The following is a 21,603-nucleotide window of genomic DNA, read 5'->3' on the forward strand; positions in this document are numbered from 1 at the left end:
ATGATCCCCGTGGGCGTGCTTGCTGTCAGTCCAGCCCGCCGGTGGCTTCGAGGTGGGCGAGGAAGGTGGCCACGAGGCGTGGGCGGGGGAGGTCGGGGACGAGCGCGTCGGGCAGGTCGGCTTCCAGACCCCATTCCGTGTTGAAGGTGATGCCGCTGCCGTCCGGGACGACACTTCCCCACAGCCACCGGACGAACTCCGCTGCGGCCTGGGCCGTGCAGTCCTCGACGGCGATGCCTTCCGGGGACAGCTTGGCCATGCCCTCCAGGTCCTCCTCGCCGACCGTGATGCCGAAGTGCATGACAGACCCGCGAACGGGGCCTTCGTCCCCCTCGTCGATACGGACGAACGTATCCGTCTCACGCTCACGCAGCTTGGCCTCGATCCCCTCGTAGGTCAGGCCCCAGGTGGAACCCTCGGCGGGGCCGAAGACGTACATGGTGCGGAGTTCGGCCAGTTCGGACGCATCCACGCGCTCGCTCCCCCATCGTGTGCTGCCGTTGGTCAGGGTACGTATCGCGCATCAGCGCGCTGGCTGGTGAGGTGCTGTTCCCAGCCCTCTTCCAGCAGCCAGGCGGCAGCGCTGATTCTCTCCAGTGCCTCATCGGCCGCTTCGTCGTCGAAGTCCCACGTGGCTGGGTGGCTTCGCCACTGGGGGTCGACGTCGTCGATGAGACGGTGCGCGAACGAGTTGCGGCGCTCCCTCAGCCACGACACGTGGTCTTCGAGTTCCTGGCGATCGACGGTGTCCTGCCAGCGCTCGGCGAGCACTCGGGCCTTTCGGGTGAGACCTGCCCTGTGGAGATCCTCGTCGCCCGGTTGGTCGAGCAGCCGATTCATCAGGGACTCCAGTGCGGCGACGGCAGCCACGACGATGACGCCGGCGCTGATCTGGCGTGTGCTTGTGTCGAGTTCGTACATTGACTCGTCGAGCATCATGTCGCTCTCCCCTTCCCACCCAGCGACCCTGTGACTCCCACTCTCCCGCGCCTCACGGAGCTCGGTCAGTTCCGCATCGATGCTCTTCGCGATCTTGCTGCGCAGCCAGGCGAGAGAGGAGAGGCGGTATTCGAGGTCGACGAACTCGATGCGGTTGTGCCGACTGACGAAGTACTCATCGCCGTATGCGAGGAGATACCAGCCGTCCTTGGTGTCGTCGCCTTCGTGGCTCTCAAGTTCTGCCTCGGTCATCTGCGTGAACCTCTCGTACGGACCTGACATAACTGATCAGCCTCTCACGCTGGAGCCGATCAGCCTCAGGGATTTCGGGGCAGGCCGATGTCGTGATCTCGCAGGGCTGGATCCGGACGCGTTATGGCGCTTCGGTGACCTTGACCGAGGTCGCCTCCGCTGGTCCCCTTGGGCAGTTGAGCGTCGAACTCGGGGGGCTTCGTGAATGGTCCTGATCTTGGAGCGCTGTGTCGCGTGAGTGGCGTGCCAGCAGAAGAGACTCGCTCCCCCAACGAGTGGGCGGATCGCGCATGAGGTTTCGACGCGGGATCTCGATCGCCGTCGTGGCCGCCGGCGGGGTCGTGACGACCATGCTCGTGGGGCTGGTCACGAACGCGGTGTCCGAGTCGGAGTGGCCGGGGTGGCTGGGGTGGCTGCAGAGGCATGCCTGGTTCTCGTTCGTGCTGCTCGGGGGGCTGCTCGTGGTGATGACGGTGTTGGCCGCCCTGTCGGATTCACGGACGACCGTGCGGCAGCCCGAGTCGGCGCCCCAGAACGAGGCCGAGCCGCCGGGAGCCGCGCTCGTGTTGCGGGCGCTGCCGCGCGACACCGCGGCGTTCACGGACCGGGGTGCGGAGCTGGCGGCGCTCGTGGGGTCGGTGAGGGCGGCGCAGGAGAGTGGTGAGGCGCTGCCGGTGCATGTGATCGACGGGATGCCGGGGGTGGGAAAGACGGCGTTCGCCGTGCACGCCGGGCATGTGCTGGCGGAGCGGTTCCCGGACGGGCAGCTGTTCGTGAACCTCAACGGGCACACGACCGGGCGGAGCCCCGTGCAGGCCGGCGAGGCGCTGGCGTCCTTGCTGGCGGCGACCGGAGTGCCCGCGGGGCGTATCCCGGCCGGGGACGACGTGGGGGCGGTCACCGAGGCCAGGGCTGCCATGTGGCGGAGCGGTCTCGCCGGGAAGAAGGCGCTGCTCATCCTCGACAACGCGGCCAGCTATCGGCAGCTGGAGCCGCTGCTTCCCGGCGCGGGCGACTGCCTGGTGCTGGTGACCAGTCGGAAGCGGCTGGCGGCGCAGGAGGAGGTGGTGCTGCCGGTGGTGGCGCTGCCGCAGGACCACGCCGTCGACTTGTTCGTACGACTCAGTGGGCGGCCGGCGGCGTCGCTCGACCGGGACGTGGTCGCGGAGCTCGTCGGGCTGTGCGGGTATCTGCCGTTGGGCGTGTCCCTGCTCGCGGCGCGGCTGCGGCACCACCCGTCTTGGGGCGCCGAGGACCTCCGCGAGCGGCTGGTGGCCGCGCGGGATCGGCTGGGGGAGCTGCGGGCCGGGGAGCGGGCGGTGGCGGCGACGTTCGAGCTGTCGTACCAGGACATGGAAGAGGAGCACAGACGCTTCTTCCGCGGGCTGGGCTTCTACCCTGGGACCGACCTCGACGCCTATGTCGGTGCCGCGCTCGGCGACGTGACCGTGGCGAAGGCGCGGCGCCAGCTCGACGCGCTGTACGACGCCCACATGATCGACGAACATCCGGGGAGCCGGTACCGGCTTCATGATCTGTTACGTGATTTCGCCCGCGGTCTCGCCGACGAGGGAGGCAGCAGTATGGAGCAGACCGAGGCCGTTCAGCGAGTGTGCCTCTACTACCTGGCCGCTCTCGCCGCCGCGAACCGGCACATCGTACGCGGAGGCGTGGTCGCACCCTTACCGCTCGATGAGGCGGCCTCGGTGGAGACCCCACGCATGGAGTCCCGTGCGGCGGCCCTCGGCTGGCTGGAGAACGAGCGGGCCAACGTCCTCGCCTGCATCCGGCGCGCGAGCGGTCTCGCCCTGCACGAGCTCGTCATCCGCATGGCCGCCGCCATGGCCCCGTTCCTGCGGCAGGCCGGCCCCTGGGATCAGGCCGTCGGGCTCCATCGGACAGCCGCCGACGCCGCCCGGCACACCGGCGACCGCAAGGCCCTCGCCGGGGCGCTCGCCGAGCTTGGAGTCGTACGGCGCTTCATGGCCGCCTACCCCGAGGCGGTCGAGGCGCTCAACGAGGCGGTGGAGGAGTACGAGGCCGCGGGCGACCGGCGCGGCAAGGCCGACGCGCTGAACCAGGCCGGCATCGTCTGGCTCATGACCGCCGACAACGACGCCTCTGCCCGTGCCCAGACCGAGGCCCTCGCGCTCTACCGCGAGGTGGGCGACAGGCTCGGGCAGGCCAACGCGCTCGCGGATCTCGGCATGGCGCGCCGGCAGACCGGCCGGTTCGACGCCGCCGTGGAGGCCCAGAGCGAGGCGCTGTCGATCTATCGGGAGCTCCACGATCGGTACGGGGAGGCGAACTCCCTCCGGGACCTCGGCGTCGTGCACCGCCTCACGGGCGAGTACGAGCAGGCGGCGCGCCGACACCGCGAGGCGTACGACATCTACGTGGAGCTCGACGACCGGACCCACCAGGCGTACGCACTCAACGAGCTGGGCGTCGTGAGGAGGCTGACGGGCGACGTCGTCGGTGCCCGGGAGGCGCATGGCCAGGCGCTGGAGCGCTTCACCGAACTCGGGGAGCGGTTCGGTCGCGCCAACAGCATCCGCAACCTGGGGGCGCTGGAGCGCGTGTCAGGGAGCGCCACCGAAGCGGTCCGGATACTGGAAGAGGCTCTGAGTGCGTTCCGCGATCTCGGCAGCCGCGGCGGGGAGGCCGCCGCCCTGAGTGAGCTGGGCGCTGCCCGATGGATGCTCGGCGAGTGGGATGAAGCCATCGAGGCATTCCGACGCAGCCTGGACCTCCACCGGGAACTGGGGGACCGGTGCGGCGAGGCCGAGGTACTGAACCACTGGGGGCCCTTGGTGCGGGCCTCCGGGGAGGCGGAAATTGCACGGGGGTACTTCGAGGAGGCCCTCGCCCTGGCTCGAGACATCCGCTCTCCGCTGGAGGAGGCGCGGGCTCTGGAAGGGGTCGGCCGCTGCGACTTGATCACGACCGGGATGACGCGGGCCGAAGGCTATCTGCGGAACGCCGCCGCCCTCTACCGGCGGCTCGGAGCCGATGCGGCGGCCCAGGAACTCGAAGAGCTGCTCGCCCCACGAGCCGGATAGGTCGGTCGTCAGCTGGCCGGAATCCGTATGCCGCCGACGACAACAGCACTGCTACGGTGCCGAGTCGGTCTGTCGCTTCAACCGCCATCGCACACCACGAGGAGCGTTGAATGTCGCCACGTACGCCCATGCTCGCGCCGCCCGTCTGCCCAGAATCCATCGAGGGCAATGCAGTCCTGGAACGGATCGCCGCCCGCGTACAGCAGCGACTCGACGAGGAGAAGTCCGAGGCGGACGGCTTCGCCGAGGGGCCTCACGCGGCGTCGCTCATCTGGCCCTGGTGGTTCTGAGCGTCGGCATTTGATGAACTCGCTCGAAGAGACCGCACCTTTTCGGACCTTCATCCTCAAGGTCGCAAACCGCTGCAACATCGATTGCGACTACTGCTACGTCTTCAACTCCAACGACCAGTCGTGGCGGCACCTGCCCGTCCGGCTCGGCGTGGACGTGGCGAGGGAGGCAGGCCGGCGCATCGGCGAGCACGCCACGGCGCACGGCCTGCCGGCCGTCCATGTCGTCCTGCACGGTGGGGAGCCGATGCTGGCTGGCCGCCGCCACGTGACCGAGCTCATCGACGCCGTACGCGAAGGCGTCCCGGCGGAAGTGAAGGTCCGCTTCGAGCTTCAGACCAATGGAACGCTCCTCACGAAGGCGTGGCTCGACCTGTTCGAGAAGTACGGGGTGGTCGTCGGCGTGAGCCTCGACGGGCCCCCGACCGCTAACGACCGGCACCGACTGACCCACACCGGTCGGTCCAGCTCGGCGGCCGCCGTGCGCGGCATCGAGCTGCTGCGGAAGCGGCCGCACCTCTTCGCTGGTCTCCTCGCAGTCGTGGACCTGGCCAACGACCCTGTCGAAGTCCACGACTACCTGGCGTCCTTCGAGCCGCCGGTCATCGACTTCGGTCTTCCACACGCCACCCACGAAGACCCGCCGCACCGAGACAACCTCGACGTGCCCGAGTACGGGCTCTGGATGAGCCGGGTGTACGGTGCCTGGCTCGCCCGGCCCGAGCACCGGCACAGCATCCGGATGCTGGAGGACATCGTGGCGCTCAGCTCCGGCGTGCGCGGTGCGGTGGAGACACTCGGCCTGGCCCCGCCGACGAGTGTCGTGATCGAGTCCGACGGGACGATGGAAGCCGTGGACACGCTGCGCTCCGTCGAAGAGGGCGCCTCCCGGCTCGAGCTCGACGTCTTCCAGCACTCCTTCGACGAGGCGTCGCGTCACCCGAAGCTCCTGCACCGGGCAGACGGCAGGGCTGCGCTCGCCGAGAAGTGCCAGAGCTGCCCTCTGGTGGAGGTCTGCGGAGGCGGCTACCTCCCGCACCGCTTCAGCGCTGCCCACGGCTATCGGAACCCCTCTGTCTACTGCGCGGACTTGGAGTACCTGATCCGCCATGTCCAGGGCTCGCTGCGCGCGAGCGGGTGGGACGCGTACGCGCCGACCGCGCAGTCTCCATGAGACGGCGGGCCGTAGCGCCGCTGAGGCGTCGAGCGTTGGAGCAGGTGAGCGAAGTGAACGACGATCGAGGAACGAGGAGTTGTAGATGACGGTGACGATCCGACCTGCCGAGCAGCGGGACGTCCACGCGGTGGCCGAACTGATCGAGGAGATCGAGCGGTTCTACGGATCGACCGAGATCCAGCCCTTCGAGGAGCGGCGCGCGCAGGTGGAGGAGGCGCTGTTCGGCGCCCCGCCGCTGGCCTCCGCCCTCCTGGTCGAGGACGAGGCCGGGGACATCGTGGGGCTCGCCGCATACTCCTTCCTGTGGCCGGCGGCCGGCTCCACTCACTCCCTGTTCCTCAAGGAGCTGTACGTTCGCGACACCCTGCGGCGCCAGGGCATCGGTGCCCAGCTCATGGACGAACTCCGGGCCCTGGCCGCCGCGCGCCCGGGGTGCGGCCGTGTCGAGTGGATGACGGACCGCGACAACCCCGTCGCCCGCGCGTTCTACAAGTCGCTCGGGTTCGCCGAGTTCGATGGGAAGATCGTCTACCGGATCGAGACGACCGGCACGGTGTAAAGGGACGCGGGGCTGTGAAGGAAGAACTCTGCGAACGATGCGAGCTCATCGTGGGACTGGGCTGCTGCTGCCCGGCGAACGGCACCGCGCCCAGGGCGGAGCGGCCCGCGTCGCCGATTCGGCGGGAATGGCGGGGCTTCCCTGCGGACACCATCCTGATCTCGCCCACGCGGTACGCGCACCTGCCAGGGGCTTGTACTCACCTGGAGGACGAGTACATCAAGGCACCTCGGTGGGGATGGATTCCGGACCCGCCGTCCGGGCTCTGGGACCGGCTGAACGTCACCCATCCGGCGACCGCGACAGAGGGCAACACTGCCCGGCAGGCTGTAGTGAGGTGCAGCGCCTGCCAGAAGGCGGTGTCGTAGCGGATGCGCCGTGTGGATGGTCGCCTGGTTCGACCCGGTCGCTGATCTTGTTATGACTCTGGATCCTGAACGATCACGCTGGGTACGTTGTCGCCATGCTCCCCGAACCGCGCAGCCGTGAAGAGCTGGTCACCTTCCTGCGTGACCTACACGAAGACTTCCGTGCCCGTGGCCACGAGTGGGAGAACAACACTCTGGACGACTTCCTCGAAGCACTCGCAGCGTGGGTGAACGACTCCCCAGGTGCGTACCGCCAAGGGGGAGAGCAGATCCCCCCTGACGGAGACTGGACCTTCATTGCCCGAGCCCTCCACGCAGCCACCAGCTACGAGTAGAGCGGGGCTCCGCGGCTCTCCAGCGTCGCTCAGGGCCTGGTGGCGATGACCGCCTCGGTCCGGATCACCTCGTCGAACCGTCCGGACGGGGCGAAGGCGAGCAGCGCCTCGCGCAGGTCGCGCTCGAAGGCGTCCTTCTTCTCGCCGAGCTGGGCGGGGCTGGAGTAGGAGAGGCTGAAGACCCAGCCGATGACCTCGTCCACGGTGCGGGCCATGGTGTGGTCCCAGCGCGCGGTTTCGACCTGGGAGAACGGGCTGCGGGCGAGGACGTCCTGGTGGCGTTCCTTGGGGTGGGTGTAGGTGCCGGAGCCGGCGCGCCGGTCGGGGCCGAGGTAGCGGGTACGGACCTCGTCGGCGACCTGCAGCCAGGGGGCGGGCTCCAGGTCGCCGGGGGCGCCGCCGGAGGCGAGGACGATCGCTCCGCCGGGCTCGATGATCCGGTCGAGATCGCGGGCCACCTGGTCACGGTCCATCCAGTGATAGGCCGCGCCCATGACGGTGAGGAGCACGGGCCCGATGTCCATCGCCGGGAGGGTGATGGAGTCGCCCTCCCGCCAGGTGATGTTGGTGATGCCGCGTTCGGCGGCCAGGCGGCGGCCCTCTTCGAGCATGCCCTTCTCAGGGTCGACGGCGACGACCTCGCTGACGAGCGGGGCGAGTTCGAGGGCGATGATGCCGGGGCCGGCACCGAGGTCGAGGACACGCTGGGTGCCATCCAGGCCGAATCGGTCGGCGAGCAGGGCGTAGAACTCGGGCGCGTAGCGGGGCCGGAAGGCGGCGTAGTACGGCGCGGTGGACGCGAACAGCTCTTTGGGCTTGTACGAGGGGGTGGAGGAGGTCACGGGTCCAGTCTCTCGCGGGGGTGCGGTCAGGGGCGGGTGATCGGTCAACGAGCCGGGGCCGTAGTCAGGTGCTGCCACCACTCGGTGATCGGACGGGCGCCGGAGCCCTCGCGGGCGACGGAGCCGTCGGGGTTGCGGTCGCGGGCGCCGAGAAGCTGCCGCTCGACGGCGTCGAGGTCCAGCCGGTCGAGAAAGCCGGGGACGGGGTCGTCGACCGCGTTGAGCCACCGGTAGCCGTACTGCATCATCACGGCCAACCGGTCGTGGCCGGAGCGGTTGAGGCCGCCGGCGTGCCAGGTGCGGTTCTCGAAGAGCACCACGTCGTACGGGCCGATGTCCGGAGTGATCGCGCCGGGCGGGTCGATGTCCCCCTCAGGGACGGTGACGGGCCCGGTGCAGGTGTGGCTGCCGGGCACGAACATCGTGAACCCGGCGTCCGGTCCCGGATCGGTGAGGAAGTACGCCACCTTGATTGCCAGGCGAGGCGTGTGCTCGACGCCGAGGTCGGCCATGGTGGAGGACATGTCGCGGTGCCATCCGTGCCGGAACGGCACGCGGATGGTGCGCTGCTCGTCGGGCAGGGACGGCATGGCGATCAGGTTGCTCGACATCAGGTGGATGTTCGGGCTGAGCAGGTCGACGAGGGTGGGCAGGACGGCCGGGTTGGCGACGAGCGGTAGGAAGGCGTCGTCCAGGGCGACGACGCCGCGGAAGCCGTCCTTGCCATCGACCGAGCGGTCCCGGCCCACGGTGCGGTCGGTGGCGAGGAGCCGTACGGCTGCCTCGGCCGCGCGGTCGCGGACCTCGGGGGAGAGCGCGCCGCGCAGGATGAGGAGGCCGTCGCGGTCGAAGGCAGCCAGCTGCTTCGGGTCGGGTGTGGACGGCGGGGTCGTCATCACGGCTCCTTGAGCATCGAGAGCGCCCGGGCGGTGAGCGCGGCGGCGGACATGCCGCAGAGCTCCAGCAGGTCGGCGGACGGAAGGGGGCGGCCGGGGTCGCGGTAGCCGACCACCCGGACCCGGGCGGCTTCGCCGCGGGCGGCGAGGAGGGCCCGTACGGCCGGTGCCTGCGTGACGGTGGCCAGCAGTACGGGAACGCCGGCCGGGAACAGGCGGGCGAAGGTGCCGTCGGGCAGCGCGGCGGGCCAGGTGTCCGGTTGGCCGAGAACGGTGAGGTCGTTGATGTGCACGTACTGGATGCGCGTGTCCGGGCGGGCGGCGGCGATCCGGCCGGCCGCGGCAGACAGCTCGCGCGCCGCGACATCGCCGGCGGAAGCCAGGACGATGTCCGGATGCTCCTGATCGGGGTTACTCAGGTGGGGCCAGATCGCGGCGCCGTTCGTCATCTCCTCGTGGAAGGTGTCCGGCGGGAACGTGAGCCTGTGGTGCTTGTCGGCGATCAGGAAGTTCGCCCGGTCCCGCCCGGTGAGCATGGCCGTGAGGGTCGCGGCCGCGCGGGTGGCGTCGGCCGGGGTGTAGACGTGCACGGTGGGGTTCTCGGTCTCCAGCATCGCTGAGACGAGCCCGGGGTTCTGGTGGGTGTAGGTGTTGCGCCAGCCCAGCGAGGTGATCAGGTAGTTGATGTTCGGTAGCCCGCCCATGCCGGTCGCGGTCCGCGCGCCGCGGTGCTTCAGGTGCTGTACGAGCAGGCTGGTGTTGACCGCCGCGAACGCCTCGTACGTGGCCAGAAGCGCGTCGCGGCCGGTCTCGGTGTAGCCCTGGAGCCAGGCGTGGCAGATCTCCTCGTTGAGGATCTCGCTCGCCCATTCCGGCAGCCGGTCGTCCCCGGCGTCGGCCAGGCGCAGTCGGTTGGAGGCGGCCTCGTCCGGGCTGAACAGCCGGAACGAGCCAGCGGCGGCGCGCTCGCGGATCACGGCGCTGACCAGCGGCCACGCCGGTTCTCCCCGGACGGCGAGCGGCGCTACCGGTGGGGCGGGGCGGGGCCGGGCCAGCGGGTGTGGCAGCGCCTGCCGTACGAGGTCGGATGGCTGCCCCCGGTCGGTGAACAGTTCGGCCGGCTCGTACGAGGCAAGCCAGGCGGCGAGGGCGGCGAACTCCTCCCGGTTGCGGGCGGGATCCTTCAACGGGGTCTTGTGGACGGCCGGGGTTCCGGCGATCTGGCGGCCCGCGACCTGCTCGGGGCCGGTCGCGCCCTTGGGCATGGTCAGGACGATGACCGGCTGCAGCCGGGCGACACCGAGCGGCCGCAGCCTGGCGAACACCTCGGCCAGGACCGTCCGGAAGCCGGCGGCGTCGGAGCCGTCGTGGAGGAACGGCTCGTACCCCAGGCCGGTGAAGTACGCGCGCAGTTCGTTCTCGTCGAGCCCGGCCAGGAGGGAGGGGCCGCCCATCCGCAGGCCGTTGGCCAGCACGACGGGCAGTACGGCGCCGTGCAGCCCGGACCCGAGCAGCGCCCGCCGGGCCGTCCAGGCGGCCGCGGCGGCGCCGGTCTCCAGCTCTCCGTCGCCGAGCAGCGCGACCACCAGGCGGTGCGGGGCGTCAAGGACCATGCCCTGCGCGACGGCGAGCGCCGGTCCGAGCTGGCCGCCGGTGTAGCGCACGCCAGGGATGAGCGGCGTGATCTCTCCGCCGTAGGCGCGGGTGTGGGGGAAGCCCTCGGCGAGCGCGCGCAGGTCTGCGGCGGACCAGCCCGGGCCGTTGCCGGTCAGGGTGAGGGTCTTGGTCAGGTACGCGTGAGCCAGCGCCGACGGCCCGGCGTGCCCGGCGCCGTGGACGACCAGGACCTCGCTGCCCGGGGGCCGTCCGGCGGTGAGCGGCCCCAGGTGCGCGAGCATGAAGTTCACCGGTGGGCACACCCCCCAGTGTCCGCTCGGCGCCTCCTTCACGTCCTCCACCCGCAGCGGCCGGGCGGGCAGCACGTTGTCGTTCAGGTACAGCTGCGCGGCGCACAGGTAGTTCAGCGCCCGCCACGCGGCCGTCACGGCCGCGTCCGGCACACGGGCCGCGGCGTGCGCGGCGGCCTGGCTCCAGTCGGGGAAGTCGCCCGGGCCCGCCACGGCGGCGGGCCCGGGGAGCAGGGCGGTCTTGGTCACCGTGCCGCCCCCTTCCGGGCGGCGACCGCGTCCACGGCGGCGGTGACCCGCCCGGCCCGGATCTCCTCCGTGCCGGCCTCGGTGATCAGATGGAGGATCTGCGCCTGCTCGTGAGCGGGCACCGCGCTCCAGTCCAGCCCGGTCCGCTCCAGGGCAGCGGCCAGGTCCTCAGGCACGCTGCGCGGGGTGCGGTCCCGCACGCCCCGCACCGTCAGCGGCACTCCGGTCACGCCGTCGGTGAGGGCCGCGTACGGCACCGCGGCCTGGCCGCGCAGCGCGTAGGCGACGACGGTCTTGGAGCTGCCGGTGGGGAAGGTGACGCGCAGCTGGGCACCGCGCTGGCCGACCGGCCCCCGACAGGGCAGCAGCAGGAAGTCCCGGCCGCCGATCCGCTCCGGCCGGGCCACGACACGCACGACGTCGGACGCGGCCGGCAGCGGGAGCAGGACCACCGGATCAGGCCCCGCCTGGTCGGACTCGGACAGGAGGGGCGGTCGGGTGACGGCGATGATGCCGCCCTGGCCGCCCCCGGCTCGCCGCGCCGCCTTGTGCGTGAACAGCGTCCGGTCCACCGCCGCGAGCAGGGCGTCGGTGAAGGCGTGCTTCCAGCTCCGTTCCCGCTCGGCGGGCAGGTCGTCGGCGGTGACGTACATCAGGGCGAAGGAGACCGTCACCGGCAGTACGGCGCCGAGCCGGTCCCGCAGCACCCCGAGGGCTTGGTGGAACTGGGTGGCGTCGTCCACGACCGCGGCGAGGATCACCTCGTCGCCGCCGAAGGTCGCCGCACATCCGGAGTCGAAGGGCTGCTCGCGGAACCACGCGCGGGTCGTGGCCCCCACGGTCGCCATGACCTCGTTGCCGGCCAAGTGCCCGTAGGAGGTCGGGTTGGTGGAGTTCGTCCGCTCCACGTGGTCCTTCAGCCCGTCGACGTCCCCGATCGCCAGCGCCACCAGCCGTCCCTCGTCCAAGGCGGCGGTCAGGCAGCGCGGGATATGGCTGTGGAAGTCGGGGAACGCGACGAGGCCGGTGACCGCGTCCTCGCGGCTGCCCTCGCACCAGGTGCGCAGCGGCATCTGACTGGGGTCGAACAGCGGCACAGACGAGGTCAGCGGATCGTGGACAGGCGGTGCTTCCGGGTGGGGCGTACGGGACGGCTCCATTAGCCGGCCACCTCCGATGTGATCGTTTCCGCCGCAGCCCGGGCGGGCAGCAGCAGCGGGAGGGTGTTGAGGGAGTGCAGGCGCGGCGTGGACGCGGCCGGCATCTGTGGGCCAGTCGTGTGCTGCCGGTCCAACCAGGCCGTGTGCCAGCTGGCCGCCGTGGCCCCGCGTACGTCGGCGCTCATCGAGTCGCCGACGTGCAGCAGTTCCTCCGGCCGCAGCCCGCTGGCGTGCTCGACAGCGGCGAACGCCTCCGGCTCCGGCTTGATCGCGCCGGTGCGCGCCGAGTAGAAGATGCCGTCCAGCAGCTCGCGGAACGCGGGAGGATCCTGCTCGGGCACTGAGGAACCGAGCGCGTTGGTCATGGCGTACAGGGCATAGCCCCTCGCCCGCAGCTCGGCGAGCATGTCCGGCACGTCCGGGTACAGCTGCGGCTCCTCAGCCCGGCGCCGGGCCCGCTCCAGCACCTCGGTGAGCGGGCCGGTGAGCCCGGGCCGCCCGAAGTCGGCCGCGATCTCGTGGGCGAGGTCCCGCGGGGTGACCAGGCGCCGCTTGGCTCCCTTGCCCATCAGGGCGCGGGCCTCCTCCAAGGAGATGCCGAGGACCTCGGCGACCTGGCCGGTCGTCGCCACCGGCTCCGGGCGCACCAGCGTGCCCCCCAGGTCGAAGCAGACCGCCCGCACCCTGGACCACATCACCCGGCCGCTCACGACCCGATCTCCCACGTCGGGAGCGGCGAGGAGGTGACCGGCAGCGGGGCGAGCCCGGCCCCGGGGCTCGACGGCAGCAGCCCCGCCTCCACGACGGCGGCCTCAGCGAACACCTGCTGCCGCAGCGGCTCCAGCGTCAGATGCCACTCCACCGCCGGAATCTTGTCCCGGCAGCACGCCCCGGCCAGCGCGAGCGCCGCCCACAGCCGGTCGCCGTGCGGGAACGTCGCCATCCCCAGATCGGCGGCGACCTCGGTGGTGTGCAGGGAGCGGGCCAGCCCGCCCGACCAGCCCGGGTCGGTCTGCCACACGTCCACCGACCCGCCCGTCAGCAGCCGCATCTGCTCGTGCTCGTCGACCGCGTGCTCACCGGCCGCCATCGCCACCCCGGCCCCGGCCGCCCGCAGCCGGGCCCAGGCGAAGCCGCCCGACTCCAGCAGCTCCTCGGCGAACGCGACATCCAGGTCGGCCAGCACGGGCATCAGGGCCAGCGCCTCGTCCAGCCGGCATCGGCGCAGCCCGTCGACCATGAACCGGCCGTCGCCCGCCGCCTCCCGCAGCGCCCCCAGCACCCGGCCGACGACCCGCGGCCCCTGGCGTAGCAACTCCTTGGTGAGCGGCCACTTCTGCCCCCAGAACCCCTGCTCGGCGATCCACGCCGCCGCCTTCACCGCCTCCGGACGGCTCGGGTCCAGGCCGAGCGCGGACGCGTACACCGGCACCCGCTCCCGTACCGTGCCGCCCAGCAGCTCCGGCACCGACCGGCCCGAGGCCCTCGACGCCAGATCCCAGCACGCCAGCTCAACCGCCGACACGGCCTGACGGGCATGCGCACCCTGCTGGTGCCGACCCGCCCGCGGCCGGTAGACGAGCTTGCGCGGCGCCGCCGCATCGTGCCCGACGAGCCCGTCGGCGAGGGTGTCCACGACGAGCCGCGCCACGCCCTCCCCGACGGGCGCGTGCCAGCCCGAGACCCCGTCGCCGACCACCTCGATCGCGAACCGCGTCCGGTGCTCCGGCCAGGACGGACCCGCCGGCGCCACCGCCACCGCGGCCACCGCGTCCGACAATCCCTCCGGCATACCGGCCGGCTGCCCGGCCACCGGCCACACCCGCACCGCCCGCACCACCGTCACGGCCCCGCCGTCCCGCCCGGCCATCAGATCCGCGCCCCGGTCAACTGCTCACCGGCGAACGTGTACGCCCACGGCGAGCGGTAGTTCTGCCACCACTGCGGCCGCAGCCTCGTCTCCGCGAACAGCTCCTCAACCGCGCGGCGCATCGTCAGGTTCCACTCGATCGTCTCCGACCCCGGCGTGCGGTAGACGTCCATGTACGGGTTGTGGGCCTGGTACGTCTGGAACCGCGGGAACGTCGTGGTCACCGGCACCAGCCGCTTCAGGTTCTCCACGGCCTCCTCGATCGGGTCCAGGCCCACGATGTACGTGAAGTCCGTGGCGATGCCCCGCTCCTTAGCCGCCCCGAGCGTGGCGACCATCTGGTCGATCGTCAGTGCGGCCTTGGACTGCTTGAGGATGTTCGCCCTGTTGGTGAAGCACTCCACCGTCAGCGTCAGGTGGAACGGGCCGAGCTCGGCGGCCCGGTCCAGCCCCGCCTCGCTGGTGAGGACTGACGACAGGAAGTGCAGGGTCCCCTCGCAGCCGGTGCTGCGCATCGCGGCGCGCACGCCCTCCAGGTGCTCCAGGGCCAGGTGCTCGTAGAGGAAGCAGCCGGTGCACACCGTGACGGTCTCCACGCCCGACAAGTCAGCCATGCCGGAGTTCGCCGCGAGGGTGGCGAAGTAGCCGGGCAGGTCGAGTTCTCGGATCGCCGGGTCCGAGGCGCCCTCCAAGGTGTTCGGGCAGAACGTGCACCCGGTGCACTGCGAACGCGCGTTGGAGTTGAGGGTGAGCATCTTCGTGCCGTTGCGCCAGTAGCCCAGCACGGCGTCGTCGTCCTCGATGCCGACGACCGTGCCGACCCGCTCGCCGTGGAGCCGCAGTTCGCGCTCGTCGATCTCGAAGGGCGAGTCCTCGCGGCCCAGGGAGAGGATCAGGTACGACGGGTCGTCCGGCCGCGAGTCCAGCTCCAGCCGAAACCGCATCCGCGGCTTGTCCAGCGACGAGCGCGCCCCGCAGCTGTTCAGCGCGAGGAGCAGTACGTCCTCGCGGTTGATCTTCCTCTCACGGGCCACCTCTTCCAGGTGGCTAACGGATTCGAGCATCGGCTTCCCTCTCTGGTGTCTGGTGTCTGGTGTCTGGTGTCTGGTGCTGCGATCCCACCCGCCGTGACGGTCGTCATGCCATGGCCTCCGGCGTCGCCGTGTGCCGCGCCTGACCGCGGAGGAAGATCTGCAGGAGGAGGCGGCGCTCGTCCTCGGGTACGTCCTCCTGGCCGCCGCCGAGGGCCTCGCGGCCGTGGCAGCACAGGTGCTGGTTGGTGATGAGCAGGTCGCCTCGCTCGAGCAGGAACCGGCGCTGCCCGACGATCAGTTCGCGCTCCAGGGCCCGGGCCGCCTTGACGTACGGGTCGGCGGGGTCGGCGTCCGCGAGCATCTTGGCCGTGAACCGGACGAAGCCCTCCGACGGCGGCAGGCCGTCGAGGATCGGGAACGGCTGCCACTCCTCCCCGACGCCCGTGAGCTCGAAGAACGACCCGTCGACGTACTGCGGGTGGGTCAGCAGCTCGGCGTCTGCATAGCCGAGCCGGTTTACGGCGCGGCGCACCTGCGAGACCAGGCTGTGGCCCTGGCCTCTGGGATCGGGGCGGACGCACAGCTGGGCGATGTAGTCCGACGGGAGGGTGGAGTTCACGACGTCGATGTGCATCGGGTCGATGGCGAGGTTGGTGCCGAGCGGCTGCCACAGCGGCCAGTGGTCGAAGGCCCGCAGCGGCGTCGCGATCAAGGAGAGCAGCGCGGTCACTGCCCGCAGGCCGGCCTCCTCGGAGTCGGCCGCGTCGAGCAGCGCGGCCAGCTCGAAGACCGCGAAGCCCTCGCCGTCGAGGGCGCCGAGCATCTGGTGGCAGGTCGTGGTGAACTCGGCGAGGCGGGGCAGGCCGGCCAGCACCCCGTGGTACCGCGCGGCGGTCTCGGGCGAGAGCTCGCCGTCGTTGCCGAGCCGCCACTCGGGGAGGCCGGTGGCCCGCCGGGCGAGGTCGGCGACGAGCTCCTTCGGCAGGGTCACCCGGTATTCGGGCACGGAGCGGGAAGTCATGGAGCACTCCTCGTGGGAATCAGCAGGTGGGCTACGGATACGGGAGGTCGGTGCGGTCGACGGCGACCCGGATGATCAGCAGGACCGGCACGACAAGGACCGCGAACTGGAACCAGCCGAAGCCGTAGCGGCGGAGCAGCCGAACGGGGTGGCGGAAGGCCCAGCGCGACCGGGCGAACCGCCGATGGGGGATCGTGGCTCTGGGCGCCGAAATCACCGCGTCTGCGCTTCGATCCGCGTACACGACGACCCGGGTGCCTGGCGAGACTCGCGACGGTGGGTTCTCAAACGCCTCGCTCATGCCGCCCGGCCCCCGTTCATCGGGGAGGTCTCCCGCGTGATCGGAAAGACGCACCAGGCGACCGTGCCGTCGTCGGTGAACCCCCAGCTGCCGCCGAGCTCCGCCACGAGCGCGTCCACCAGCCAGAGGCCGCGCCCCTGCTCCGCCTCGGCCCTGGCCTGCCGGGGTCTCGGTACCTCGGACGGCGAACCGTCGTCGACCTCCAGCCGGACTTCGTCGCCCACGCGGCGCATGCGCAGGCCCACGGCCTCGCTCGTCCCGTGGACGACCGCGTTGCCGACCAGTTCCGAGATCACCACCTCGGCGGAGTCGACCCGCGCCTGCGGCACCTGGCACAGGGCGCGCAGCCAGGCCGTTCCGATGCGCCGCGCCTGCGAGACCCGCGAGGCGTCGCTGACGAAGGAGACGTCCACGGGCGACGGCGCTATGCGCGCGCTGCTGCCGGCCGTGGGGACGCCACGGCAGCCCGTGAGGCTCGCGCTGATGATCGAGGTGGCAACCGAGGACGCCATCGCCCAGCCCTTCCGCATGTCCGATCCTGGTGGCGAGACGTGGCCGGGAGGCCGCGCCGTCGCGGTCCCCGAACGATGACGGGGGGCCGACGGACTTTCCTACGGCCCCGATCTCGTCGTTCTGGCCCCCGGTTGGTCCTGCCGTGGTCTTCTGGGACTCGAGTGCGTCCTGCCGGGCCGAAAGGTGGGCAGGTGATCGACAATCGCCGCGTACAGGCGAGGGGCCTGACGGCGTCCATGCGAAGGGGGCACGGTGGGCGACAGACAGCTGACGGTGTTCGGCGGACTCCTACGGGAACGCGGCTGGGGATACGCGCGGTTCAGCCGCGAGTTCCGGAAGGTCTGCTCCGACCTGCGTCTGGACGACGTCACGCCACAGCGCAAGCAGTACGACCGGTGGCGTACGGGGCAGATCAAGGGCGTGCCGCGCGCCGAAGCGTGCGAGGCACTCGAGGGCATGTTCCCGGGCTGGACGGCCGAGAAGCTGCTCGCCTTAACGGACTCCTCGCCGCTGGTCGCTGCCGGCGACGCCACACCGACACGCACCGAGCAAGAACCGGAGCGCGCCGCCGAGACAGGGGCGAACGTGCTCCTGGAGGAGGACGAGATGAAACGGCGAACGCTCATCCGTGGGCTGGTCGTCGGAACGACCCTCGGCATCACGGAGGCGGCCCTGGAGGTCATGGCCGCCGCACGGCAGCGCATGGACACGGCGCTGGAATCGTCGGCCGTAGGGCCGGCGACCCTGGAGCGCTGGGAGGCCACGGCCTTCGAGTACGCGCACGCCTACCAGACCGTGCCACCGCATCGGCTCCTCGCCGACGTCCTCGCCGACTTCACCGAGGTGGAGCGGCTGTTGGAGCAGCGGCAGCCCATCCGCTATCGCCGACGCCTCTGTCGGGTCGCCGCGCAACTCGCCGCGTTGGCTGGCATCTTCGCCTCTGCCCTCGGCGCCCACCGCGAGGCACGCGGATGGTTCCACACCGGACGCCTCGCTGCCTCGGAGGCCGGTGACAACCAGCTCGAAGGAGCGCTCACCGTACGCTCGGCCATCGTCTCCCTCTACTACGGGACCCCCGCGTCCGCCCACGAGCAGGCCGCCCGGGCACGCCACATCCTCGGCGACACGGTGGGGCCCGCCACCACCCGCGGCCTGCTCGTCGAGGCCCGCGCGCTCGCTCGCATGGGGCGCGGAGACGAAGCGCTGCCGCTGCTGCGCCAGGCCGAGGACGCGTTCGGCCGACTGACCGCCGAGGACCGCGACGACCCTTCCTTCGGCCACACCGAGCGGCAGTTCCTCTGGCACCTCGGCAACGCGTGGACGCACCTGGGCCGCACCGAGGACGCCTGGCAGGTCCAGCGCCGGGCTCTCGACCTGTACCCGCCCACCGAGTACCTCGACCCGACCCTGATCCGATTGGACCGCGCGACGTGCCTGGCCCAGAGCGGCGAGCCGGAGGAGGCGTACCGCAGCGCCACGCAGGCCCTGACGTGCCTACCGGACGAACACCGCACCGGCATGGTCATGAAGTACGCCACTGACTTCAGCCGCACCGCCGGACACGCCCAGATTCCCGCCGGCAGGGAGTTCGCCGAGCTGCTGCGAGCCTGAGCCGAGCTAGGGGCCGACCACGGGATTGACGAGGGCGCCGATCCCGGAGACGTGCACCGCGACCTCGTCGCCCGGGACGACCGGGCCCACCCCGGCCGGCGTGCCCGTCAGGAGCACGTCCCCCGGTTCCAGCGTGACCGCCGCCGTGATGTACGCCAGCAGGGAGGCGACCGGATGCAGCATGGTGTCCGTACCGGCCGACTGCCGCTCCTCGCCGTTCACCTCGCAGCGCACGACGAGCTTCGTCGGGTCGAGGTCTGTGGTGATCCACGGACCGAGCGGGCAGAACGTGTCGAACGCCTTAGCCCAGGACGGCTGCCCGTCCTCCCGCTGGATGTCCCGGGCGGTCACGTCGTTGGCGCAGGTGTAGCCGAAGACGTACTCCAGCGCGTGCTCGGCCGGCACGTCGCGAGCCGTGCGTCCGATGACCACGGCGAGCTCGGCCTCGTAGTGCACTTCGTGAGACTGGGCCGGGTAGCGGATCGGCTCCCCGGGGCCGATCACGGCGGACGGAGGTTTGAAGAAGAGCCGGGGCGCAGCCGGCGTGTCCAGGCTCAACTCGGCGATGTGGTCGGTATAGTTCCTGCCGACCGCGACAATCTTCCCGGGATTGACTGGGGCGAGCAGCCGTACGTCGTGGAGCGGAGCACGGCGGCCAGTGGCCTCCGCCGTTCCCCTCACCGGATCGGCGCTCAGCACCTCCAGGACGTCGTCCCCGTCCTCGGCGATGAGGCGCCCGTGAAGGACGTCGCCCTTCCACTCGAACCTGGCCAGCCGCTGCGATTCACCCGTCAGCCTCATGCCTGAACCGTACCTTCGTGTCGAGAGCTTTGGGCCTGGGAGCCGATCCGAACGCGTGGAGTACACCCGGGTCTTACCGCCTGCCATGGCGCACACGTAGACGTCGATCCACTAGACGCTGCGGCGTCGGAGGCCGGTCCGGGAGCGTACGGTCAGGTTTGGGCCGGGCGATCGGAACTGGCCACCCTGAGCGGTCGCCTGGTCCGGAACTGAGTGATCGGTCCCGTCGTCGAGTGGCGACTGGTTAGGGTGATCAACGCCGCCGCGCCCACGGCCTGGCCCTTCGATCCCACAAGGAGAAGCAGTGCGTCCGCAGTTGCGTATGTGGCCCCTGGTGCCGCTGGCCGTTCTGGCGTCGGCGTGTGCCGCGGCCGATCAGCAGCCGGCCACGTCCGCGAAGGCGGACTCCGGGCAGCACGTGGCCGCGGCGCCGATCAACACCGGCGGAGTGACCGAGAGCTCCGTCTGCGCAGCCAGCCTCACAGAGGCCCAGCAGAAGGCCATCGGGGTGTGGGACGCGAAGCCGATGTCCGGAAAGGGCGAGGTCAGCTGCTACTTCTCCATGACTCCGGATGAAGACAACCCGGCCGGCTACGTGGTCTCCTTCTTCAAGAACGAGGAAGCTCTACTGCAGACCGCCGACGGAACGGACCCCAGCCCCACGAAGGCCGTGCCGGTCACGGTGACGGGACGTGGTGCGGCCCGGCAGGTCATGTACGGCGACGACTGGCGGGCGTCGCTCACGGTGGACATCGGTGCCGGTCAGTTCCTCTTCGTCGAGAGGTATTCGCCGGCTCACGTGGTGTCCGAACAGGACCTCAACGCCCAGGCGCGCAAGGCAGCCGAGCAGGTGCTGGCGAATCTGGAAAAGGGCGGCGCCAAGGGCGCGTGACGGCTGGGGCTCGTGCGCGTCAGCGGCACTGGGTAGGACGCGTTACAGGATGGCACTCGCGCCCGGTTACCGCGCAGACCTGAGGAGGTCTGCCACGGTACTCAGCTATCCGGGCCGCGTGCTCGGCGCGAATGAGTTGCTCCGCTTCGGCAAGGCTGGCGAGGCCGTGCCCTTCGCTCCATACTGCTCGCGCGACTTCGCGGATCGTCATGAAAGCGAGTTCTGGCAGCGGCTCGTCGAGCTGATCCCGTGCGGCCCCCTTCCGCGCGGCTCGAACGCCGGGGTTATTGGCTGCGGGTCGTGACGTGTGGCTGAGCGCGCGTTCGCGAATGATCTGCTCTCTGGCCCGGTCGATCGATCTGGCGATCGAGGTGCCCCAACTGCCCGAGAAGAACCCGTGGTCCGCTTGGGCCATGCACATCCGGGCGGCGATGCTCCCTTCGCGTAGTTCGATGATCAGGGCCTCCAGCTCCTCAACGGAGCTTCCACCGGAGGAGTGGGCACGCTCAGCGGCCAGGCGCGAGGGCAGGAAGTCGCGGAGAACCGCCGCCTTCACCATCACCTCGGCCGCGCCTCGGATCGCGACCTCGTACGGAACGACGTCATTCATAGAGCCAGCATGCGCTCGACGGCCGCACAACGCGCTGGGCTACGAGGAAGCTGGTTCGGCGGAGCGCCCGCAGAGCTATCCTGCGCGGCTCATTCGACTTGACTGCGACGAGCCGGAGCTTAGGCTCCCCCGGTGACGACGCCGAATCGCTTCCAACTCACCTTTGACGGACGTTCCTACGCTGTGGCGGTCGACGGCCGGGACGTGAGCGAGCACGTAGCCGGAATGGATGTCCACGCCGTACCTCACGAGCTGCCACGTGTCGTGCTGCAGCTGAGTCCCATGGCCACGTGGCCCGCCGAACTGGACCTTCTGGCTCGGGTCGAGATCGGCGCGCCGCCGGATCCCGGCCCGGCCGCCGCCGCGTTCCTGGAGGCGATGGACCCGGTGGAGGTGGAGCGGGCGGCGCTTGCGCGGATGGACCTGGAGAACGCGAAGGGCGGGGGGACGGCCGCGGTGCTGCGGCAGTTGGTGGAGTGGGCCCGTGGCACTTGATCTGTCAGGGGTGCGTCGGGTGGTGGAGGGGATGCTCGAGGACGAACTCGAGCTCTGGAGGGACAGCGGCGGGACCTCCCCGCCGGTTCTCAACGAGGAATCCGGAGCGCTCGTTCAGAGGGAAGAAGGCCAGGTGATGGTGTGGGCTGGTCCAGGTGCGATCCTGCGCCGCGGGCAGCTTGCCGGGGCACCGCCGCTTGCCGGTGCAGTCGCAGCGCTTTCCACCACAACCACGTATCAGGCGCTGCTCCCTCTGGCTGCCCCGCCTGTGGTGAAAGATGATGGGCTGCGTGTTGCCCGCTCGGCGCGGGATGTTGAGCTGGAGCGGCTGCGGTTTCGTGTCGCGGACGTGGACGTTGGAAAGTTTGTTGTGGCACGAGTACTTCTTCTGGAGCCCCTGTTCTGAGCCGACTTCGCCT

23 protein-coding genes are annotated in these 21,603 nt (G+C 70.8%); 9 read left to right on the forward strand and 14 right to left on the reverse strand.

Features of this window, described 5'->3' with window-relative positions; all coding sequences use genetic code 11:
• Positions 1 to 25: 25 nt before the first annotated feature.
• Both ABT154_RS25455 and ABT154_RS25460 read right to left on the reverse strand, forming a co-directional pair.
• Positions 26 to 472, reverse strand: coding sequence for a hypothetical protein (locus tag ABT154_RS25455; protein WP_351859386.1), 447 nt, complete (start codon positions 470 to 472; stop codon positions 26 to 28).
• 32 nt (positions 473 to 504) lie between these two features.
• Positions 505 to 1,191, reverse strand: a complete 687-nt coding sequence (locus tag ABT154_RS25460) for a hypothetical protein (protein ID WP_351859388.1) — start codon at positions 1,189 to 1,191, stop codon at positions 505 to 507.
• A 290-nt stretch (positions 1,192 to 1,481) separates the two neighbouring features.
• Here ABT154_RS25460 and haaT point away from each other — a divergent pair, with 290 nt between their 5' ends.
• The 5 genes from haaT to ABT154_RS25485 all read left to right on the forward strand — a co-directional run bounded on the left by haaT (position 1,482) and on the right by ABT154_RS25485 (position 6,982).
• The gene (gene haaT, locus ABT154_RS25465; protein WP_351859390.1) at positions 1,482 to 4,253 is read left to right on the forward strand and encodes a cyclophane-containing RiPP biosynthesis TPR protein HaaT; all 2,772 of its coding nucleotides are present in this window, start codon (positions 1,482 to 1,484) and stop codon (positions 4,251 to 4,253) included.
• A 110-nt stretch (positions 4,254 to 4,363) separates the two neighbouring features.
• Complete coding sequence (gene haaA / locus ABT154_RS25470; RefSeq protein WP_351859392.1) at positions 4,364 to 4,543, forward strand: HaaA family cyclophane-containing RiPP peptide; 180 nt, start codon at positions 4,364 to 4,366, stop codon at positions 4,541 to 4,543.
• Positions 4,544 to 4,556: 13 nt separating this feature from the next.
• Entirely contained in the window at positions 4,557 to 5,717 is a 1,161-nt protein-coding gene (locus ABT154_RS25475) for an FxsB family cyclophane-forming radical SAM/SPASM peptide maturase (RefSeq protein ID WP_351859394.1), read from the forward strand.
• Between the two features lie 85 nt (positions 5,718 to 5,802).
• Entirely contained in the window at positions 5,803 to 6,279 is a 477-nt protein-coding gene (gene haaN / locus ABT154_RS25480; protein WP_351859396.1) for a cyclophane-containing RiPP N-acetyltransferase HaaN, read from the forward strand.
• Between the two features lie 463 nt (positions 6,280 to 6,742).
• Positions 6,743 to 6,982, forward strand: a complete 240-nt coding sequence (locus ABT154_RS25485) for a DUF7660 family protein (RefSeq protein ID WP_351859398.1) — start codon at positions 6,743 to 6,745, stop codon at positions 6,980 to 6,982.
• 29 nt (positions 6,983 to 7,011) lie between these two features.
• Here the strand turns inward: ABT154_RS25485 and ABT154_RS25490 are convergent, their stop codons facing one another.
• The 10 genes from ABT154_RS25490 to ABT154_RS25535 form a co-directional block, all read right to left on the reverse strand.
• The gene (locus ABT154_RS25490) at positions 7,012 to 7,824 is read right to left on the reverse strand and encodes a class I SAM-dependent methyltransferase (protein WP_351859400.1); all 813 of its coding nucleotides are present in this window, start codon (positions 7,822 to 7,824) and stop codon (positions 7,012 to 7,014) included.
• Between the two features lie 44 nt (positions 7,825 to 7,868).
• Complete coding sequence (locus ABT154_RS25495; protein WP_351859402.1) at positions 7,869 to 8,720, reverse strand: phytanoyl-CoA dioxygenase family protein; 852 nt, start codon at positions 8,718 to 8,720, stop codon at positions 7,869 to 7,871.
• Positions 8,720 to 10,876 (reverse strand): phosphoketolase family protein, encoded by a 2,157-nt coding sequence (locus ABT154_RS25500; RefSeq protein WP_351859404.1) that lies wholly within the window; start codon positions 10,874 to 10,876, stop codon positions 8,720 to 8,722. Before ABT154_RS25500 ends, ABT154_RS25495 begins: the two co-directional genes overlap by 1 nt.
• Positions 10,873 to 11,949 carry a nucleotidyl cyclase domain-containing protein gene (locus ABT154_RS25505; RefSeq protein WP_351859407.1) on the reverse strand — a complete coding sequence of 359 codons (1,077 nt, stop codon included), beginning with the start codon at positions 11,947 to 11,949 and terminating at the stop codon, positions 10,873 to 10,875. Before ABT154_RS25505 ends, ABT154_RS25500 begins: the two co-directional genes overlap by 4 nt.
• An 86-nt stretch (positions 11,950 to 12,035) precedes the next feature.
• Positions 12,036 to 12,746, reverse strand: coding sequence for an HAD family hydrolase (locus tag ABT154_RS25510; protein WP_351859409.1), 711 nt, complete (start codon positions 12,744 to 12,746; stop codon positions 12,036 to 12,038).
• Entirely contained in the window at positions 12,743 to 13,906 is a 1,164-nt protein-coding gene (locus ABT154_RS25515) for an enolase C-terminal domain-like protein (protein ID WP_351859411.1), read from the reverse strand. The genes ABT154_RS25510 and ABT154_RS25515 overlap by 4 nt, the downstream gene beginning before the upstream one ends.
• The gene (locus tag ABT154_RS25520) at positions 13,906 to 14,970 is read right to left on the reverse strand and encodes a radical SAM protein (RefSeq protein ID WP_351859413.1); all 1,065 of its coding nucleotides are present in this window, start codon (positions 14,968 to 14,970) and stop codon (positions 13,906 to 13,908) included. Before ABT154_RS25520 ends, ABT154_RS25515 begins: the two co-directional genes overlap by 1 nt.
• A 73-nt stretch (positions 14,971 to 15,043) precedes the next feature.
• Positions 15,044 to 15,961, reverse strand: a complete 918-nt coding sequence (locus tag ABT154_RS25525; RefSeq protein WP_351859414.1) for a Fe(II)-2OG oxygenase family protein — start codon at positions 15,959 to 15,961, stop codon at positions 15,044 to 15,046.
• Between the two features lie 31 nt (positions 15,962 to 15,992).
• The gene (locus ABT154_RS25530; protein ID WP_351859416.1) at positions 15,993 to 16,178 is read right to left on the reverse strand and encodes a hypothetical protein; all 186 of its coding nucleotides are present in this window, start codon (positions 16,176 to 16,178) and stop codon (positions 15,993 to 15,995) included.
• An 80-nt stretch (positions 16,179 to 16,258) separates the two neighbouring features.
• Complete coding sequence (locus tag ABT154_RS25535) at positions 16,259 to 16,792, reverse strand: ATP-binding protein (protein ID WP_351859418.1); 534 nt, start codon at positions 16,790 to 16,792, stop codon at positions 16,259 to 16,261.
• 235 nt (positions 16,793 to 17,027) lie between these two features.
• On the opposite strand from ABT154_RS25535, the gene ABT154_RS25540 reads away from it, so the two are divergent.
• The gene (locus ABT154_RS25540) at positions 17,028 to 18,386 is read left to right on the forward strand and encodes an NsdA family TPR-like regulatory protein (RefSeq protein ID WP_351859420.1); all 1,359 of its coding nucleotides are present in this window, start codon (positions 17,028 to 17,030) and stop codon (positions 18,384 to 18,386) included.
• 6 nt (positions 18,387 to 18,392) lie between these two features.
• Here ABT154_RS25540 and ABT154_RS25545 read toward each other — a convergent pair whose 3' ends face one another.
• Positions 18,393 to 19,187: a fumarylacetoacetate hydrolase family protein gene (locus ABT154_RS25545; RefSeq protein WP_351859422.1), complete on the reverse strand. Its 795-nt coding sequence runs from the start codon at positions 19,185 to 19,187 to the stop codon at positions 18,393 to 18,395.
• Positions 19,188 to 19,491: 304 nt separating this feature from the next.
• Between ABT154_RS25545 and ABT154_RS25550 the strand changes: the two genes are divergently transcribed.
• Complete coding sequence (locus ABT154_RS25550; protein WP_351859424.1) at positions 19,492 to 20,079, forward strand: DUF3558 domain-containing protein; 588 nt, start codon at positions 19,492 to 19,494, stop codon at positions 20,077 to 20,079.
• Positions 20,080 to 20,098: 19 nt separating this feature from the next.
• Here the strand turns inward: ABT154_RS25550 and ABT154_RS25555 are convergent, their stop codons facing one another.
• Positions 20,099 to 20,689 (reverse strand): hypothetical protein, encoded by a 591-nt coding sequence (locus ABT154_RS25555; RefSeq protein ID WP_351859425.1) that lies wholly within the window; start codon positions 20,687 to 20,689, stop codon positions 20,099 to 20,101.
• A gap of 132 nt (positions 20,690 to 20,821) precedes the next feature.
• Here ABT154_RS25555 and ABT154_RS25560 point away from each other — a divergent pair, with 132 nt between their 5' ends.
• On the forward strand, positions 20,822 to 21,184 hold the full coding sequence (locus ABT154_RS25560; RefSeq protein ID WP_351859427.1) for a hypothetical protein: 363 nt from the start codon (positions 20,822 to 20,824) through the stop codon (positions 21,182 to 21,184).
• Entirely contained in the window at positions 21,174 to 21,590 is a 417-nt protein-coding gene (locus ABT154_RS25565) for a DUF6093 family protein (protein WP_351859429.1), read from the forward strand. The genes ABT154_RS25560 and ABT154_RS25565 overlap by 11 nt, the downstream gene beginning before the upstream one ends.
• The last annotated feature ends 13 nt before the right edge of the window (positions 21,591 to 21,603 follow it).

Origin of the sequence: Streptomyces sp. NPDC001728, assembly GCF_040297565.1 — a bacterium.
Classification (GTDB): domain Bacteria; phylum Actinomycetota; class Actinomycetes; order Streptomycetales; family Streptomycetaceae; genus Streptomyces.